The following is a 17131-nucleotide window of genomic DNA, read 5'->3' on the forward strand; positions in this document are numbered from 1 at the left end:
GGGCGGAGGGCGGCGGAAGCCGTGACCGAAGTAGAACACGGCCTCCGCCGCCGCGGTCCGCGGTGTGGATCATGCCGGGCCCACGCCGCGGGGCGGCCCCGGGGCCGGAGCGCACAGGCGGGAACTCTCAGGCGGGGGCGCTCAGGCGGGTACCGCCCGCAGCCAGGTCCGGTCCTCGGTCAGCCAGCTGTCCAGGGCGAGCCCGGCCTCGGCCAGTGCCGCGGCCGTCTGCTCGTCGGTGAGCCGGAAGGAGAGGAAGGTCTGGCTCCAGGCGGCACCCTCGAGGGCGTACTCCATGCGCGTGCGCCGTGCCCCGCCCGCGGCCGGTTCCCGGGCCGCGACCCGGATGGTCATGCCGTCACGCTCCCACTGGGAGCCGACCTCCACGTCCGTGTGCCACGCGCCCTCGCACTGGATCAGGACGCAGCCGCCGTCGGCGACGTGGTACGCGCAGGTGCGCAGCATTTCGGCCCGGAGCAGCGGGTCGGCGGTGTTGACGAGGAAGGAGGTCAGGGTGACCACGTCGAACCGCTCGGCCAGACGCAGCCCCTCGATGGTCGAGCGGACGGTGGCGGTGTCCTGGATGTGCGCGAGCATCTCGGCGGACTCGTCCACGGCCGTGACCCGGAAGCCCTTATTCCGCAGCTCACGGGTCATCCGCCCCGCGCCGGCGCCCAGCTCCAGGAGCGTGGCGCCGGCGGGTACGGCCGACTCGATGATCTCCGGTTCGCCGTTCGTGGCGAGCCGGGACCACATCTGGACGGAGCAGCCGTCCGGGGTGAAGTCGCCCGGCCCGGTGCCCTCGTGCTCTGCTTCCCTCAGCGATGTGTCAGTCATGGCCCCATGGCAGCAGCCGTGCCCGCACCGCGGAAAGACTTTCGGTCCGACGCGAAAGCCGGCCGCTACCAGCTCGCGTGCAGGGGCTTGCCCTCCGCGTAGCCCGCCGCGCTCTGCACGCCGATGACGGCCTTGCGCGCGAACTCCTCCAGCGAGTCCGCACCCGCGTAGGTGCAGGCGGAGCGGACTCCGGCGATGATCGAGTCGATCACGTCCTCGACACCGGGGCGGGCCGGGTCGATGAACATCCGGGAGGTGGAGATGCCCTCCTCGAACAGGCCCTTGCGGGCCCGGTCGTAGGCCGACTCCTCACTGGTGCGGTTGCGCACGGCGCGGGCCGAGGCCATGCCGAAGGACTCCTTGTACAGCCGCCCGTCGGCGGACTGCTGGAGGTCGCCGGGCGATTCGAAGGTCCCGGCGAACCAGGAGCCGATCATGACGTTCGAGGCCCCGGCCGCCAGCGCCATGGCCACGTCGCGCGGATGGCGTACGCCGCCGTCCGCCCAGACGTGCTTGCCGTGCCTGCGGGCCTCCTCGGCGCACTCCAGGACGGCGGAGAACTGCGGGCGGCCGACCCCGGTCATCATCCGCGTCGTGCACATCGCGCCCGGTCCGACGCCGACCTTGACGATGTCCGCGCCCGCCTCGACGAGGTCGCGCACGCCGTCGGCGGCCACGATGTTGCCCGCGACCACGGGCACCCCCGGGTCGAGGGCGCGCACCGCGCGCAGCGCCTCGATCATGCGCTCCTGGTGCCCGTGCGCCGTGTCCACCACGAGGGTGTCGACCCCGGCTTCGAGCAGCGCCTTCGCCTTGCCCGCGACGTCGCCGTTGATGCCGACGGTGGCGGCGACCCGCAGCCTGCCGCCGGCGTCGGTGGCCGGGGTGTAGAGGGTGGCGCGCAGGGCGCCCTTGCGGGTGAGGATGCCGGCCAGGCGCCCGTCCGCGTCCACGGCGGGGGCGAACTTGCGGTGGGCGGCGTCGAGCCGGTTGAACGCCTCGCGCGGGTCGATGTCGGCCGCCAGCACCAGCAGGTCGCGGGACATGACCTCGGACAGCTGCGTGAAGCGGTCCACCCCGGTGAGGTCGGACTCGGTGACGACGCCGACCGGGCGCCCGTCGGTGACGACCACGCCCGCGCCGTGCGCCCGCTTGGGCAGCAGCGAGAGGGCGTCGGCGGCGGTCTGGTGCGGGGTGAGCGTGATGGGGGTGTCCAGCACCAGGGAGCGCTGCTTGACCCAGCCGACGACCTCGGCCACCACCTCGGCCGGGATGTCTTGCGGAATGGCCACGAGCCCGCCGCGCCGTGCGACGGTCTCGGCCATCCGGCGGCCCGCGACAGCGGTCATGTTGGCGACCACGAGCGGGATGGTGGTGCCGGTGCCGTCGGGTGTGGTCAGGTCCACGCCCTGGCGGGAGCCGACGGCCGAGCGGCTCGGGACCATGAAGACGTCGTCGTAGGTCAGGTCGTACGACGGGCGCTGATCATTGAGGAATCGCATACCAACTCTCTCACCTGCGGTTTCGAGGACAAGGCGGGTGGGGAGTCAGCGCCGAGCGAGCACCGGATCGGGCTGAGGTTCCTGGGCCCATCATCCACGATGACCCCGCGTCGTGGCGAACAGGCGTACGCGTCCCCGGGTTCTCCGTAGGTTCGCCCCAGGGCGGCGGCCCCCGTGTGTGGCTTCCGCCGGAGCCGGGGTGTGACGCGTTTCACGACCGCGTGCCAGGAGTGCACCCGGCGGGCGCACGGCCGCACACGTCTCCGCCTCTTTCCGCACAGAGGAATCCCGCTCGGCGATTTCTCCGGCATTCACGGGAAAGCCTGCGGAAAGCCACCGGAAAAGAACTGACCGATTGCGTATTTCCGGTGAAGGAACAGGCGGAGCACGCGGTGTGGAATGGCTTGCGCGACGCACTGTCCTTGGAAACATTTCAGCTGAAGTGCGGTGCAGGACAACGAGGTTGTCATTCCCCGGAACAGCGGCAATGATGCTTCTCCGGCGGAAATTCCGGGCCGCCCGCACACCGTGCACATCAGCGGTGCGAGGCCCCTTCCGTCGTCTCATACGGAATTTCCGGGCCGCTTGCGCGCGCCGTACGGGCGGGGTTCCGGATTACGGGAACCGGACCGGCCCGGACCGGTTCCCGACGGTAATCCGGGCCCGGCACCGGTCCCGCCGCGGGTGCCCGACGCGCGTCAGAAGGAGAATGCGACGTCACAGCCGCCACTGCCCCCAGGCCCACCGGTCCCGCCACCGGGGGGCGCGGGCGGGTCGCAGGGACCGTACCCGCCGCCGCCCGCCCCGCCGGAGTACGGCTATCCCGCGCCGGGGCCGCCGCCTGGCGGTCCCCCACCCGCGCCGGGGCCGCCCGGAGGCGGGCGGCGGCGCGGCGGCGCTCCGCCGACATCGCCGAGGGCCGCCCGCTGGCCATGATCTTCGGCCGCCCCTGACCGGCGCCGCCCCGGGGCCGCTGCCGCGCACCCCGCTCAGCGCGGCAGCGGCTCCGGCGCGTCGGCCGCGGTCCCGTCGACGGTCCCGGCGGTCCCGGCGGCCCCGATGCCGTCGGCACCAGGCCCGTCCGCACCGGTCCCCTCGGCACCGCCGCCCGCGGACGCCTCCCCGCTCGGCCGCACATGGCGCAGCAGCGCAGCGGCCAGGAAGGCAAGGACGAGCAGCACTCCGGAGCTGACCCCGGCCACGACGGTCACCGCGCTGGTGAAGGCCTCCCGGGCGGGCTGGAGCAGGTCAGCGCCGAGAGTGGCGGGCAGCTCACCGGCCACCTTCAGGGCGCCGGGCAGCGAGTCTGCCGCCACGGCCTCGGCGTCGGCCGGCAGCCCCTCGGGCAGCGAGTCCTCCGTCCGGGCCCCGTAGACGGCCGCACCCAGGCTGCCCAGCGCGGCGACGCCCATGGCCATGCCCAGCTCCCCGCTGGTCTCCGACATCGACGAGGCCGATCCGGCCCGCTCCGGCGGCGCGGAGCCCAGCACCAGGTCGGTGCCGAGCACCATCGCGGGCGCCAGGCCGAGGAAGGCGACGGTGGCGGAGGTCACCGCCAGCGCCAGGCTGCCGGTGCTGTCGATCCGGGTGAGCAGCAGGTAGCCGAGGGCCGAGACGGCCAGCCCCGCCGCCACCAGCAGCCCGGGGCGCACCCGGCGCGCGAGCACCGGCGACACCATGGAGCCGACGACCATGGCGGCCGTGGTGGGCAGCATCCACAGGCCCGTCTTCGTCGGGGACAGGCCCTCGACCATCTGGAGGTACTGCACGAAGAACAGCAGCACTCCGCCGGAGGTGAACACCGTGAGCAGCATGATCACCAGGGCGGCGCTGAACGCGCGGTGGCGGAAGAGCCCGAGGTCGAGCAGCGGCGCGGCCAGGGTGCGCTGCCGCCGTACGAAAAGGAGGCCGGCGGCGGCGCCGATCACCACGGCCGCCAGCGGCCCGGCTGCCAGGCCGTGCTTGGCGAACTCCTTGAGCCCGTAGACCAACGGGAACATGGTCCCGAGTGAGAGCGCCACGCTGATCGGGTCGATGCGCTCCGCTTTCGGATCGCGGTACTCGGGCAGCAGCAGCGGTCCGGCGATCAGCAGCAGCACCATCACCGGCACGCCCAGCAGGAAGACCGAGCCCCACCAGAACCGTTCCAGCAGGACCCCGCCGACCACCGGGCCGACGGCGGAGCCGGCCATGAAGCAGGTCATCCACACCCCGACCGCGGTGGCACGCTGCCGGGGGTGGAGGAACATGTTGCTGATGAGCGCCAGCGTGGAGGGCATCAGCGTCGCCCCGGCGATGCCCAGCAGGGCCCGGGTGGCGATGAGCATTCCGGGGCTGGTGGAGTAGCCGGCCAGCACGGAGGCGATGCCGAAGGCGGCGGCACCGGCCAGCAGCAGCCTGCGGCGCCCGATGCGGTCGCCGAGCGTGCCCATCGTGATCAGAAATCCGGCGATCATGAAGCCGTAGATGTCGAGAATCCACAGCAGTTCGGTGCTGCCCGCGTCCAGATCGGCGCTCAGGTGCGGGGCGGCCAGATGCAGCACGCTCAGGTCCAGCGCCAGCAGCAGCGTGGGCAGGGCCAGCACGGCCAGACCTGCCCACTCGCGCCGGCCGGCCCGCCGCGCGGGGTGGTTCTGTGCGGTGGGCGGGGCGTTGCTGGTCATCTGCGTCCTCTTGGCTCGGGCGCGGTGGGCGCGGTACGGGGACGGGCGGGTGACCCCCGCCGCGTCTGCGGACCATGCTCGTCGCAGGGTCTGACGGTTGTCTGACGTCCGCCGCACGGCCGGGCCTCCGGGCCCGGATACGCTGGGGCCATGCTGTTCGGTGTGCTCGGTCCGCTGGTGGTGCGGGCCGCGGGCGGCGGCCCGGTGAAGGAGCCCGAGCCCAAGGTCCGGCTGCTCCTGGCGGTGCTGCTGGTGCACGAGGGCCGCGCCGTCTCCGCGTCTCGGCTGATCGAGGCGCTGTGGGGCGCCCAGCTGCCGCACGACCCGGCCAACAGCCTCCAGACCAAGGTGTCCCAGCTGCGCCGGGTGCTCGAAAGCGCGCGCCCGGGCGGCCGGAAGCTGGTCGAGCGCGGCCCGGCGGGCTACTCGCTGCGGGTCGAGCCGGCCGACCTGGACGCCGGGCGGTTCACCGCCCTGGTGGCCCGGGCGCGGGCCTCCGCCGACCCGGGCGTACGGGCGGCACTGCTGGGCGAGGCGCTGGAGCTGTGGCGCGGAGCGGCCTACTCGGACGCCACCGCGGAGCCGTCCGTACGGGCGGCGGCGGCCGGGTGGGAGGAGCGTCGGCTGGTCGCGGTGGAGGAGTGGGCCCGGGCCCGGCTGGCGCAGGGTCAGCACGCGGAGGTGGCCGGTGAACTGCGCGAGTGGGTGGAGCGGTTCCCGCTGCGCGAGGGGCTGCACGGGGTGCGGATGCGGGCGCTGTACGGCGCGGGGCGGCAGAGCGAGGCGCTGGCCGGGTACGCGGAGCTGCGTACGAGGCTGGTGCGGGAGCTGGGGGTGGACCCGGCCCCGGAGCTGCGGGCGCTGCACCAGGCGGTCCTGGAGCAGGATCCGGCGCTGGGGAGCCCGGCCGGGGCGAGCCGCCCGGCGGGCGGGGCCACCGGGCCCAGATCGAATCTGCCGGCGCCGGTGTCGGGCCTGGTGGGCCGGTCGGACGCGGTGGAGGAGGTCGCGGCGCTGCTGCACGCGGGTCGGCTGGTGACGCTGACGGGCGCGGGCGGGGTCGGCAAGACCCGGCTGGCGCTGGAGGTGGCGGGCAGGCTGGTCGAAGTCTTCCCCGGTGACTTCCCCGACGGCGTCCGGCTGGTGGAGCTGGCCGGTGTGGCGCCGGGCGACGGCACCGAGCCCGGACACGTGCTGTGCGACCTGCTCGCCGCCGTGCTCGGCATTCGGGAGGACACCGCCCGGCTGTCCCGTCCGCTGCCCCCGGCCGACGACGTGCTGCCTGCGGACCTGATCGGCTCCGCGCTGCGGGACCAGCGGCTGCTGCTGGTGCTGGACAACTGCGAGCACGTGGTCGAGGCGGTCGCGGAGCTGGCCGGACGGCTGCTGCGGGCCGCGCCGGGGCTGCGGATCCTGGCGACCAGTCAGGACCGGCTGGCCGTCGAGGGGGAGGCGCTGTGGCCGGTACCGCCGCTGGCCGAGGCGGAGGCCGTCGAACTCTTCACCGCCCGGGCGACGGCCACCGCGCCCGGTGTCTCGCTGAGAGGGGACAACGCGGCGGCCGTGGCCACTGTCTGCCGCCGTCTGGACGGCATACCGCTGGCCCTGGAACTGGCGGCCACCAGGGTCCGCGCCCTCGGCGTGCGCGAGTTGGCCCGCCGCCTGGACGACCGGTTCCGGGTGCTGACCTCCGGCGTCCGGTCCTCCCCCGCCCGGCAGCGCACCCTGCGCGCGATGATCGACTGGAGCTGGGAGCTGCTGAGCGAGGACGAACGCGTCGTGCTGCGGCGGCTGACCGTGCACGTCGACGGGTGCACGCTGGAGGCCGCGGAGGCCCTCTGCTCCGGCGACGGCATTCCGCCGGAGGCGGTGCTGGACCTGCTGGCCCGCCTCGTCGACCGCTCCCTGGTCGTCCTGGCGGACGGCGGCGACGGTGGCGGCGACGGCGACGGCGAAGACAGCGGGGACCACCGGGAGGGACCCCGGTACCGGCTGCTGGAGACGGTCGCCGCCTACGGCGCCGAGCGGCTGCACGAGGCGGGCGAGGCCGCGGCGCTGCGCGAGCGGCACCGCCGCTACTACACGCGGTTGGCCGAGCACGCGTGCCCCGGACTGTACGGCCGGGACCAGCGCCGGTGGCTGGAGCGTCTCGACCAGGAGACCGGGAACCTGCGCCGGGCGCTGCACAGCGCGCTGCTGGGCGAGTCCGCCGGGGAGGCGCTGCGGCTGGTCAACGCCCTGTCCTGGTACTGGTTTCTGCGCGGCCGGGCCCGTGAGGCGCGCCGCTCGCTCGGGCAGGCCCTGGCGAAGGAGGGCGGACCGCCCCTGGCTCGCGCCGAGGCGGCGGTCTGGCGCGCCGGACTGGCGCTGCTGACCGGCGGCGACCCGGGCGCACTGGCGCAGGGCGACGAGGCGATGGCCCGCTACGAGCGGCTCGGCCGCCGGGAGGCCGACGGCGCGCGGCACACCGGGCCCGGACCAGACCCCGGGCAAGGCCCCGGGCAAGGCCCCGGGCAAGACCCCGGCTACCCGCGCGGCCTGGCCTGGGCGCGGTGGTTCCTGAGCTTCACCCAGTGGGGATACGGCGATCGCGCGCTCGTCGAGGAGCGGGCCGGCGAGGCGCTCGCCGGGTTCCGTTCCCTGGGCGACCGCTGGGGGACCGCCGCCGCGCTGACGGCGCAGTCGTGCGAAGCGCTGGTCCGCGGCGAGCTGGGCAGGGCCGTCCGCGACGGCGAGGAGGCACTGGGGCTGTTCCGCGACCTCGGTGACCGCTGGGGGCAGTTGCAGGCCATGGGCGCGCTCGGTTCGGTGGCCGAGGTGACCGGCGCCTACCAGCAGGCCGAGGAGCTGCGCCGCGACAGCCTGCGCATCGCCGAGGAGTTGGGGATGTGGTCCCAGATCTCCGAGATGCTCGCGTGTCTGGGCCGGATCGCCCTGCTGCGACAGGACTTCGCCGCCGCGGACGAGTTGCACGAGCGGGCCAGGAAGCTGGCCGTGGAGCACTCCCATCTGACGGGCGAGCAGTACGCCGAGCTGGGGCTCGGTCTCAGCGCACGGCGCCAGGGCCGGTTCGAGGCGGCGGAGCGGCACTTCGGCAGGTGGCTGGAGTGGAACCGCCGGGCGGGCGCCCATCCGCCGCTCGCGCTGATCCGGGCCGAGCTGGGCTTCGTCGCCGAGCTGCGCGGCGACGCGCGCACCGCCCTGGCCCACCACCTCGGCGGCTACCGTGCCGCCCGTAGCAGCGCCGACCCGCGGGCGGTCGCACTGGCTCTGGAGGGGCTGGCCGGGGTCTGCGCCCTGGCGGGCCGGCCGGGTACGGCCGCCCGGCTGCTGGGCACGGCCGCGGCTGCCCGGGAGGGCCTGGGCGCGGCACTGCCACCGGGTGAGCGGGGGGACGTGGACCGGATCACGGCGGCGGCCCGGGCGAGCCTGGGCCCGGCTGCCTTCGCGGCGGAGTACCGGCACGGCCACCTCCTGGGGCTCCCCGGGGCGGCCGAGCGTGCCGGCTTTGTTCATGAGGCTGGGCAGCAGTTGTTCAGCACTTCTCACAGCACCGTGCCGTGGCGCTGTTCGATTCCCTAGTGGGGTCTCGGGGACCGCTCCTCAGGGCGGAAGGTGCGGCGGTAGGTGTCAGGTGGGACGCCGACGCTGCGGTGGAAGTGGCGGCGCAGGGTGGTGGCGGTGCCCATGCCGGTGGCCGCCGCGATGGTGTCCACGGTGGCGTTGGTGGTTTCCAGCAGTTCCTGGGCGTGGCGGATGCGCTGGGTGTGGAGCCATTGCAGCGGTGTGGTGCCGGTGAGGTGTTTGAAGTGACGGCCGAGGTGGCGTGAGCTCATGCGGGCCTGGCGGGCCAGGTCCTCCACGGTGAGCGGTTGGTCCAGCCGCTCCAGCGCCCAGGGGAAGAGCTCGTCCAGTGGATGGTTGCCCGGGGCCGGGAGGGGGGTGGCGATGAACTGGGCCTGGCCGCCGTCGCGGTGGGGTGGGGTGACCAGGCGGCGGGCGATCTTGTTGGCGTTCGCCGAGCCGTGGTCGAGGCGGACCAGGTGCAGGCACAGGTCCATGGCGGCGGCCTTGCCCGCGGAGGTGAGGACGTCACCGTTGTCGACGTAGAGGACGTCCGGATCGACGGTGGCCGCTGGGTGGCGCCGGGCCAGCTCGCCGGTGTGGGCCCAGTGTGTGGTGGCGCGCCTGCCGTCCAGCAGTCCTGCCGCGCCCAGCACGAAGGCGCCCGTGCACAGCGAGGCCACGCGGGCGCCGGCCTGGTGGGCGGCACCTACCGCCTCGACCAGCTCGGCGGGCGGTTCGCGGTCGGTGTCGGCCCAGCTGGGGACGATCACGGTGTCCGCCTGCGTGAGGTGGTCGAGTCCGTGGTCGGGTTGAAGGCGGAAGCGGTCGATGTGTACCGGACCGCTTCCGCAGACGGAGAAGTGGTACCAGGGGTCCACGATGTGGGTGAGGTCGGCTCCGAAGATCTCGACGGCCACGGACAGTTCGTAGTGGAGCATGCCGTCGGCGACGGCCAGCGCGACAGCAGGCATGTCTGAAATTGTACGTGGCATGTCGTTTCCGACAGACGCGCGGGGTCTGCCGTGCGGACAGGATGTGCGTGTCAGGCCGCAGCGGTTCGACATCGCGGCGGGCGTTCGAGTGCACGGGAGAGTCTCATGGGGTCAGGTCAGCCGGTGGTGGTGTTCGGCGCGTACGGTCACACCGGGCGGTTCGTGGTCGCGGAGCTGGTCGCGCGTGGGTTCGTCCCGGTTGTGTCCGGGCGCGACGCGCGGACCTTGGAGGAGCTGGCCCGCGAGCACCGGCTGGAGGCCCGGGTGGCCTCGGTCGAGGACCCGGCTTCGCTGGATCGGGCCCTGGCGGGCACGGCGGCGGTCCTGAACTGCGCCGGCCCCTTCGCCTCGACCACCGGCCCCGTGATCGAGGCCGCGCTCCGCGCGAGCATCCCCTACCTGGACGTGGCCGCCGAGCTCGAGGCCCTCCTCGACACCTTCGACCACTACCGGGAGCGGGCTCAGGAGGCGGGAGCGGTGATCGTCCCGGCCATGGCCTTCTTCGGCGGCCTCGGTGACCTGCTGGCCACCGCGGCCATGGGCGACTGGACCGAGGCCGACGAGGCCCACATCGCCTACGCCCTCAGCAACTGGCATCCCACGGCCGGCACCCGGCACTCGGGCGCGGTCTCCCGCGAGCGGCGCGGCGACAAGCGCCTGCGCTTCAGCGGCGGCCAGTGGGAGCACCGCACCGACGCCGCGCCCACCCTGGAGTGGACCTTCCCGGCGCCGATGGGCCCCCGGCCGGTGATCGGGGAGTTCACGATGGCGGACGTCGTCACCGTTCCCCAACACCTGTCCATCCCCGAGGTGACCACGTACATGAGCGCTGAGGCGGCCCGCGACGTCGCCGCTCCCCACACCCCGGCCCCGACCGCCGCCGACGAGCGCGGGCGCTCCGACCAGACCTTCCTCGTCGACGTGGTCGTGCGCTCCGGCGGAGCCGAACGCCGGGCCACGGCCGGCGGCCAGGACATCTACGCCGTCACCGCGCCCCTCGTCACCGAGGCGCTGGAGCGCGTCCTGACCGGCCGCACCCAAGCCGTCGGCGTCGTTTCCGCCGGCGAGATCTTCGATGCCCCCGACTTCCTCCACGCACTCGCCCCGCACATCGCACTCGACCTGCACCCGCAGAAGCGGAACGCGTGACCCCACCCGGCCGCCGTCGGTCGGGCACGCCGCGCCTTCAGACTTCCCTACCTTCACGAGTGGTGTCCGAGCGGACCGGCGCGGGACGCGGGCCCTCCCCCGGCGTCAGCGCGGCAGCGGCTCCGGCGTGTCGGCCCCGGCCGGCGGCGCGCCGGAGGGCGGCCGGGGTGTACGTCCCAGGCGGCGGCGCAGCGCGCCGGCTGCGGGCTCGGTCCAGCGTGCGGTCAGCGGCCCGGCGATGACGAGGATGAGCACGTACGCGGTGGCCAGCGGGCCGACGCGGCTGTCCGTACCGGTCGCGAGCCCGGCGATGACGATGGAGAACTCGCCGCGCGCGACCAGCGCGCCGCCCGCCCGCCAGCGGCCCTTCGCGCCGATACCCGCGCGGCGCGCCGCGTACCAGCCGGTGGCGATCTTGGTAAGGGCGGTGGTGACGGCCAGCAGCAGCGCGGGAAGCAGCACAGGGGGGATCTCGGCGGGCACCGTGGAGAGGCCGAAGAAGACGAAGAAGACGGCCGCGAAGAGGTCCCGCAGGGGCGTGAGCAGGTTCCGCGCGTTCTCGGCGGTCTCCCCGGACAGCGCGATGCCGACGAGGAACGCGCCGACGGCCGCGGAGACCTGGAGCTGCTGGGCCAGTCCGGCGACCAGCAGGGTCAGCCCGAGCACCACCAGCAGCAGCATCTCCGGGTTGTCCGTGCCGACCGCGCGGCTGATCAGCCGCCCGTGCCGCAGCGCGAGGTAGAGCACCAGGCCGACGGTGCCCAGCGCGATCAGCAGGGTGACGCTGCCGCCCGCGAGCCCCGCGCCCGCCAGGACGGCGGTCAGCAGCGGGAGGTAGAGGGCCATCGAGAGGTCTTCCAGGACCAGGACGCCCAGGATGACGGGGGTCTCGCGGTTGCCCAGCCGCCCCAGGTCCGTGAGGACCTTGGCGATCACCCCGGAGGACGAGATCCAGGTGACCCCGGCCAGCGCCAGCACGGCCGCGGGCCCCCAGCCCAGCAGCAGCGCGGCGAGCGCACCGGGCGTCGCGTTGAGCAGGAAGTCGACCACTCCGGAGGGGTACTGGGTGCGCAGGCTGCTGACCAGCTCGGAGGCGCTGTACTCCAGGCCGAGCAGGAGCAGCAGCAGGATCACCCCGATCTCCGCGCCGACCTGGAAGAAGTCCTCGCTGGCGGCGAGTTGGAAGAAGCCGCCGTGCCCGAACGCCAGACCGCCCAGCAGATAGAGCGGCACGGGCGACATCCCGATCCGTCCGGCGAACCGGCCGACCAGCCCGAGGCCGAGGATGACTGCGCCCAGCTCGATGAGCATGACGGCCATGTGGTGCACGTGCGGCCCCTTCAGCTGCCGGAGATGATCTGGGCGAGTGCGTCGACACCTTCCCTGGTCCCGACGGCCAGCAGCGTGTCGCCCGACGCCAGCCGGAAATCGGGGGCGGGCGAGGGGTGGGCGCCGGTGCGGCGGAGCACGGCCACGATCGAGGCGCCGGTACGGGTGCGGGCGCGCGTGTCACCCAGCGGCCGGCCGCGGTAGGGGGAGCGGCTGCCGACCGGGATGCGCTCGGTGACCAGTTCGAGGTCCAGCTGGTAGCCCGCCCAGTGGCCCGCGTCGGTGGGGGCGACGATCTCGGCGAGCGCGGCGGCCTCCTCCGGGTCGAGGGCCACGGTCGCCTGGCAGGAGTCCGGGTCCTGCGGGTCGTAGAAGCCGAGGAAGCGGCGGCCGTCCTGGTGCACGACCACCGAGAGGTGCCGGCCGCCCTCGGCCCGGGGGGCGAGGTCGTACTGCGTGCCCACTCCGGGCAGCGGGGTCCGTCGGGTGGTCATGGCCTTCTCCTCGGCACGGACTCCTCGGGCACCGGTGCCGGCCCGTACGGTCCGTGCTGATCAGCCTACCGGCCGTCCGGGTCCGCGCGCTCGAGGGCGGGGCGCGGCCCGGGAGGTGTCTCCAGCAACAGGTGGTCGGCCGCCGCCGTGTCCGTGACCAGGCTGGTGACCAGCCCCGAGCGCAGTACGGCGTCGATGGCCGCCGCCTTGCGCAGCCCGCCCGCGATGGCGACCACCTCGGGCACCCGGCGCAGCCGGTCGGCCTCGACGGTGATGCAGCGCTCGCCCAGGTCGCGGCCGATCCGGCGGCCCTCGGCGTCGAAGAGGTGGGCGGACATCTCGGCAGCGACACCCAGCGAGGAGTAGTGGGCGCGCTCGCGGTCGCTGAGCATGTCGTGCACGGTGGAGACGCCCGGCTCCCAGGAGCCGATGGAGACGGCGGCGACGGTGACCTTGTCGAAGTACTCGAAGGCGCGGGCGATGCCCGTCTGGCTGCGCAGCGCGGCGGCGGTGGCCGTGTCGGGCAGCAGCATCGGCGCGTAGATGGGGTGAGCCTCGCCGCCGGCGACCTCCGCCGCACGGCGGACGGCCTCGACCGAGCCGCGGTCCGCGGTGCCCGCGTCGTACACGCCGGTGAGCTGGACGACGGTGCACGGCGGCAGCGCTCTGAGCGCGGTGGCCATGTGGATGGTGGAGCGGCCCCAGGCGAGGCCGAGCACGTCGCCTTCGGAGACCAGTTCGCCGAGCAGGTCGGCGGCGACCTCGCCGAGGTTCTCCGGGTCGGCGGCGGCGTCGTCCGCGTCGCCGGCGTCGGTCGGTGACTCCACGACCACGGCGTGCCGCAGGCCGTAGCGGGCGCGCAGGGCGTCGGAGCGCTCGGCGTCCAGTTCGGCGGGGACCCGGATCTCGATCCGCACCAGGTCGCGTTCGAGGGCCGTCTCCAGCACGCGCGCCACCTTGAAACGGCTGACGCCGAACTCGTCCGCGATCTGGATCTTGGATTTTCCCTCGAGATAGAAGCGGCGGGCCATCGCCGCCGCCTGGACGAGTTCGGCGGGTCCCATTCGCGTGGCTCGACCCGTCGACACCGCAGTCACCTCACTGTTCAGAGTGTTCATCCGTACAAACGCTTCTGCGCCGCGCGTTCATCCTCGCAGATCGCCGGTGACCTTGATCGGTCCCGTGCACAGTGCACGGAAGGAAACTGACGAGTAGCCGGGAGAATTCGGCAGCAGCGCGGAAAAACGCACGCGGGCGCGCGGCGGTCAGTGTGCGTGAGCCCTCTGCGCGGCCTCCCCCGCCTGGGTGCGCAGCGCGCGCACGGCCGCGGCCGGGTCGTCCGCGCCGTACACCGCGGAGCCCGCGACGAAGACGTCCGCGCCCGCCTCGGCGCAGCGCTCGATGGTCTCGGCGGAGACGCCGCCGTCCACCTGGAGCCACAGCTGGAGCCCGTGCTTGTCGATGAGCTGCCGGGTGCGGCGGATCTTGGGGAGCATGATGTCCAGGAACGCCTGGCCGCCGAAGCCCGGCTCGACGGTCATCACCAGCAGCATGTCCAGCTCGGGCAGCAGGTCCTCCCACGGCTCGATCGGGGTGGCGGGCTTCAGGGCCATGGACGCCCGCGCCCCCTTGGCCCGGATCTCGCGCGCCAGCCGTACGGGAGCCGCGGCGGCCTCCGCGTGGAAGGTCACCGAACCCGCCCCCGCCTCGACGTACAGAGGCGCCCAGCGGTCCGGGGACTCGATCATCAGATGGCAGTCCAGCGGAGTGGAGGTGGCCTTGGCCAGCGATTCGACGACGGGGACGCCGAGGGTGAGGTTGGGGACGAAGTGATTGTCCATCACGTCGACGTGCAGCCAGTCGGCGCCGTCCACCGCGCGGGCCTCCTCGGCGAGACGGGCGAAGTCGGCGGAGAGGATGCTGGGATTGATCTGGGCCATGGCCCCAGTATCCCGCCCCTCCCCCGCCGCTCGCGGGCGGGGCGCCGGGAGGGCCCGCCGGCACCCCGGGGGCGCGGGCCGCGGCCCGCGCCGTGCCGCCTACGCCGTGCGGCGCAGCAGCGCGAGGTACATCGCGTCGGTGCCGTGCAGGTGCGGCCACAGCTGTACGTCGGGGCCCTCACCCAGGGAGGGCACCCCGGGTAGCAGGGGCCGGGCGTCGATCAGTTCGGTCTGCGGCCGGCGCTTGCGCACGTCGTCGACGACCGCTCGGGTCTCGGCGAGGTGCGGGGAGCAGGTGACGTAGCCGACGACGCCGCCGGGCCGCACCGCGCTGAGCGCCTGCTCCAGCAGCCCCCGCTGGAGCGGCGCGAAGCGGTCCAGGTCCTCCGGGCGGCGGCGCCAGCGCGACTCGGGGCGGCGGCGCAGCGCGCCCAGGCCGGTGCACGGCACGTCCACCAGCACCCGGTCGAAGGTGCCGGGGAGCCAGGCGGGCCGGGTGCCGTCGGCCGCGAGCACCTGGTACGGGCCGGGGTTGCCGGCCAGCGCGCGGGCGACAAGCCGGGCGCGGTGGGGCTGCTTCTCGGCGGCGGTCAGCGCGGCGCCGCGCTGTGCGGCGAGCGCGGCGAGCAGCGCGGCCTTGCCGCCGGGGCCCGCGCACGCGTCGAGCCAGCGCCGGTCGGGTCCCTGGAGCGGGGCGGCGGCAAGGGCGAGCGCGACCAGCTGGCTGCCCTCGTCCTGCACCCCGGCGCGCCCCTCCCGTACGGCCTCCACGGCGCCGGGCTCGCCGCCTTCGGCCAGCCGCACCGCGTACGGGGACCAGCGGCCTGGCTCGGTGCCGTCGCCGGCCAGCAGTTCCTCGGCGGTGGCGCGGCCGGGGCGGGCCACCAGGGTCACGGCGGGGCGCTCGTTGTCGGCCTCCAGGAGTTCCTCCATGCCGCTGCGCCCGCCGCCGAGCGCGTCCCACAGGGCGGAGACGATCCAGCGCGGGTGTCCGTGCCGGATGCCGAGGTGCTCCTCGGCGTCCTCGTCGTAGGGGGGCGCGACCCGCTCCAGCCAGCCGTCGAGGTCGTCGGCGGCGATCTTCCGCAGCACCGCGTTGACGAACTTCGCCCGGCCGTCGCCGAGGACGACGCGGGCCAGCTCCACGCTCGCGCTCACCGCCGCGTGGGTGGGGATGCGGGTGCCCAGCAGCTGGTGGGTACCGAGGGTGAGCACGTCCAGGACCGGCGGGTCGACCTCGCGCAGCGGCCGGTCCACGCAGCGGGCGATCACCGCGTCGTAGGTGCCCTGGCGGCGCAGGGTGCCGTAGACCAGCTCGGTGGCGAGCGCGGCGTCGCGGGCGTCGAGCGCGCCGGCGGCGCGTGCCTTGGCCAGCATCGGCGGCAGTACGAGGTTGGCGTACGCGTCGCGCTCGTCGACGGCGCGCAGCGCCTCGAAGGCGAGGACGCGGACCGGGTCCTTCCGGGGGCGGCGGTAGGGCTTGGCGGGGCGGCGTGGCCGAGTGCTCACGGGTGAAGGTGCTCCGGATCTGCGATGACGTGGTGCGCGGTGTACGGCCGCGGCGCGCTGCGCCGCGCGCGCTCTGACGCGGGGCGGTGCGCGGCGGTGCGGGCGCCGCGCTGCGCCGGGACGGGTACGGCCAGCCTACGCGCGGGCTATCCCAGCCGCTCGGCGGCGGCGAGGCGCACCCCGCGTGCCCAGTCCGCGCCCTTCATCGGCTTCTTGCCCTGCGGCTGCACCCACTCGAGCCGGACGGCGTGCGAGGCCGTCCCGACGTGCACCGCGTTCTTGCCCGCCGCCAGCTCGCCGGGTGCCAGGTCCGTGCGCTCCGGGTCGAGCGCGACGGAGCGCACCTTGAGCCGCTCGTCGCGGAAGACCGTCCACGCGCCGGGGGCCGGGGTGCAGCCGCGCACGACCCGGTCGACGCGCAGGGCGGGCGCCGTCCAGTCGATGCGGGCGTCCTCCACGGAGATCTTCGGGGCGCGGCTGACGCCCTCGGTGCTCTGCGGGACGGCTTCGAGGGAGCCGTCCTCGATGCCGTCCATCGTCGCCGAGAGCAGCCCGGCGCCCGCGAACGCGAGCCGGGTCAGCAGGTCGCCGCTGGTGTCGGTGGGCCGCACGTGCTCGGTGAGCACGCCGTAGACGGGCCCGTCGTCGAGGCCCTCGCCGATGAGGAAGGTGGTGGCCCCGGCCATCTCGTCCCCCGCCAGCAGCGCGTGCTGCACGGGGGCGGCGCCGCGCCAGGCGGGCAGCAGGGAGAAGTGCAGGTTGACCCAGCCGCGCGCCGGGATCTCCAGGGCGGCGGGCGGCAGCAGCGCGCCGTAGGCGACGACGGGGCAGCAGTCGGGGGCGAGGGCGCGGAGCCGGTCGAGGAAGTCCGGGTCGCGGGGGCGCGCGGGCCGGAGCACCTCGATACCCGCCTCGGCGGCACGCTGGGCCACCGGGCTGGCGACGAGATGCCTCCCGCGTCCGGCGGGCGCGTCGGGGCGGGTGACCACGGCGACGACCTCGTGCCGTCCGGAGGCGAGCAGGGCGTCCAGGGCGGGCACGGCAACCTCGGGGGTCCCGGCGAACACGAGCCTCATCGGTGGGGAACTGCCTCTCGCGAGCGGGGGTACGGCGGTGCTCCAGTCTACGGTCCGTCAGGGAGCGGGCACG

At 74.6% G+C, this 17131-nt stretch carries 12 protein-coding genes; 2 read left to right on the top strand and 10 right to left on the bottom strand.

Translation table 11 applies throughout. The annotated features are described in order from the left end of the window. Positions 1–141 precede the first annotated feature (141 nt). The 3 genes from H299_RS0127745 to H299_RS36695 all read right to left on the bottom strand — a co-directional run bounded on the left by H299_RS0127745 (position 142) and on the right by H299_RS36695 (position 5002). The gene (locus H299_RS0127745; protein ID WP_486587461.1) at positions 142–837 is read right to left on the bottom strand and encodes a class I SAM-dependent methyltransferase; all 696 of its coding nucleotides are present in this window, start codon (positions 835–837) and stop codon (positions 142–144) included. A gap of 65 nt (positions 838–902) precedes the next feature. Continuing rightward, a complete protein-coding gene (locus tag H299_RS0127750) occupies positions 903–2339 on the bottom strand; it encodes a GuaB1 family IMP dehydrogenase-related protein (RefSeq protein WP_027751075.1) in 1437 nt (478 codons plus the stop codon). A 989-nt stretch (positions 2340–3328) separates the two neighbouring features. Then, on the bottom strand, positions 3329–5002 hold the full coding sequence (locus H299_RS36695; protein WP_078513104.1) for an MFS transporter: 1674 nt from the start codon (positions 5000–5002) through the stop codon (positions 3329–3331). Positions 5003–5152: 150 nt separating this feature from the next. Between H299_RS36695 and H299_RS36700 the strand changes: the two genes are divergently transcribed. Further along, positions 5153–8584, top strand: coding sequence for a BTAD domain-containing putative transcriptional regulator (locus H299_RS36700; protein WP_078513105.1), 3432 nt, complete (start codon positions 5153–5155; stop codon positions 8582–8584). Here the strand turns inward: H299_RS36700 and H299_RS0127765 are convergent. Beyond that, on the bottom strand, positions 8581–9540 hold the full coding sequence (locus tag H299_RS0127765) for a helix-turn-helix domain-containing protein (protein ID WP_027751076.1): 960 nt from the start codon (positions 9538–9540) through the stop codon (positions 8581–8583). The genes H299_RS36700 and H299_RS0127765 overlap by 4 nt on opposite strands. A gap of 126 nt (positions 9541–9666) precedes the next feature. On the opposite strand from H299_RS0127765, the gene H299_RS0127770 reads away from it, so the two are divergent. Further along, positions 9667–10710, top strand: coding sequence for a saccharopine dehydrogenase NADP-binding domain-containing protein (locus H299_RS0127770; protein ID WP_027751077.1), 1044 nt, complete (start codon positions 9667–9669; stop codon positions 10708–10710). Between the two features lie 105 nt (positions 10711–10815). Here the strand turns inward: H299_RS0127770 and H299_RS0127775 are convergent, their stop codons facing one another. From H299_RS0127775 to fmt, 6 genes are all read right to left on the bottom strand, one after another. Further along, a complete protein-coding gene (locus H299_RS0127775) occupies positions 10816–12030 on the bottom strand; it encodes a cation:proton antiporter (protein WP_037761234.1) in 1215 nt (404 codons plus the stop codon). Positions 12031–12050: 20 nt separating this feature from the next. Then, a complete protein-coding gene (locus tag H299_RS0127780) occupies positions 12051–12533 on the bottom strand; it encodes a cation:proton antiporter regulatory subunit (RefSeq protein WP_027751079.1) in 483 nt (160 codons plus the stop codon). Between the two features lie 65 nt (positions 12534–12598). Next, a complete protein-coding gene (locus H299_RS0127785) occupies positions 12599–13597 on the bottom strand; it encodes a sugar-binding domain-containing protein (RefSeq protein ID WP_027751080.1) in 999 nt (332 codons plus the stop codon). 201 nt (positions 13598–13798) lie between these two features. After that, on the bottom strand, positions 13799–14473 hold the full coding sequence (gene rpe, locus H299_RS0127790) for a ribulose-phosphate 3-epimerase (protein WP_027751081.1): 675 nt from the start codon (positions 14471–14473) through the stop codon (positions 13799–13801). Between the two features lie 99 nt (positions 14474–14572). Then, positions 14573–15982: a transcription antitermination factor NusB gene (locus H299_RS0127795; protein WP_027751082.1), complete on the bottom strand. Its 1410-nt coding sequence runs from the start codon at positions 15980–15982 to the stop codon at positions 14573–14575. Positions 15983–16128: 146 nt separating this feature from the next. Beyond that, positions 16129–17058: a methionyl-tRNA formyltransferase gene (gene fmt / locus H299_RS0127800; RefSeq protein ID WP_027751083.1), complete on the bottom strand. Its 930-nt coding sequence runs from the start codon at positions 17056–17058 to the stop codon at positions 16129–16131. Positions 17059–17131 lie beyond the last annotated feature (73 nt).

The sequence above is a fragment of the Streptomyces sp. CNH287 genome (assembly GCF_000424825.1).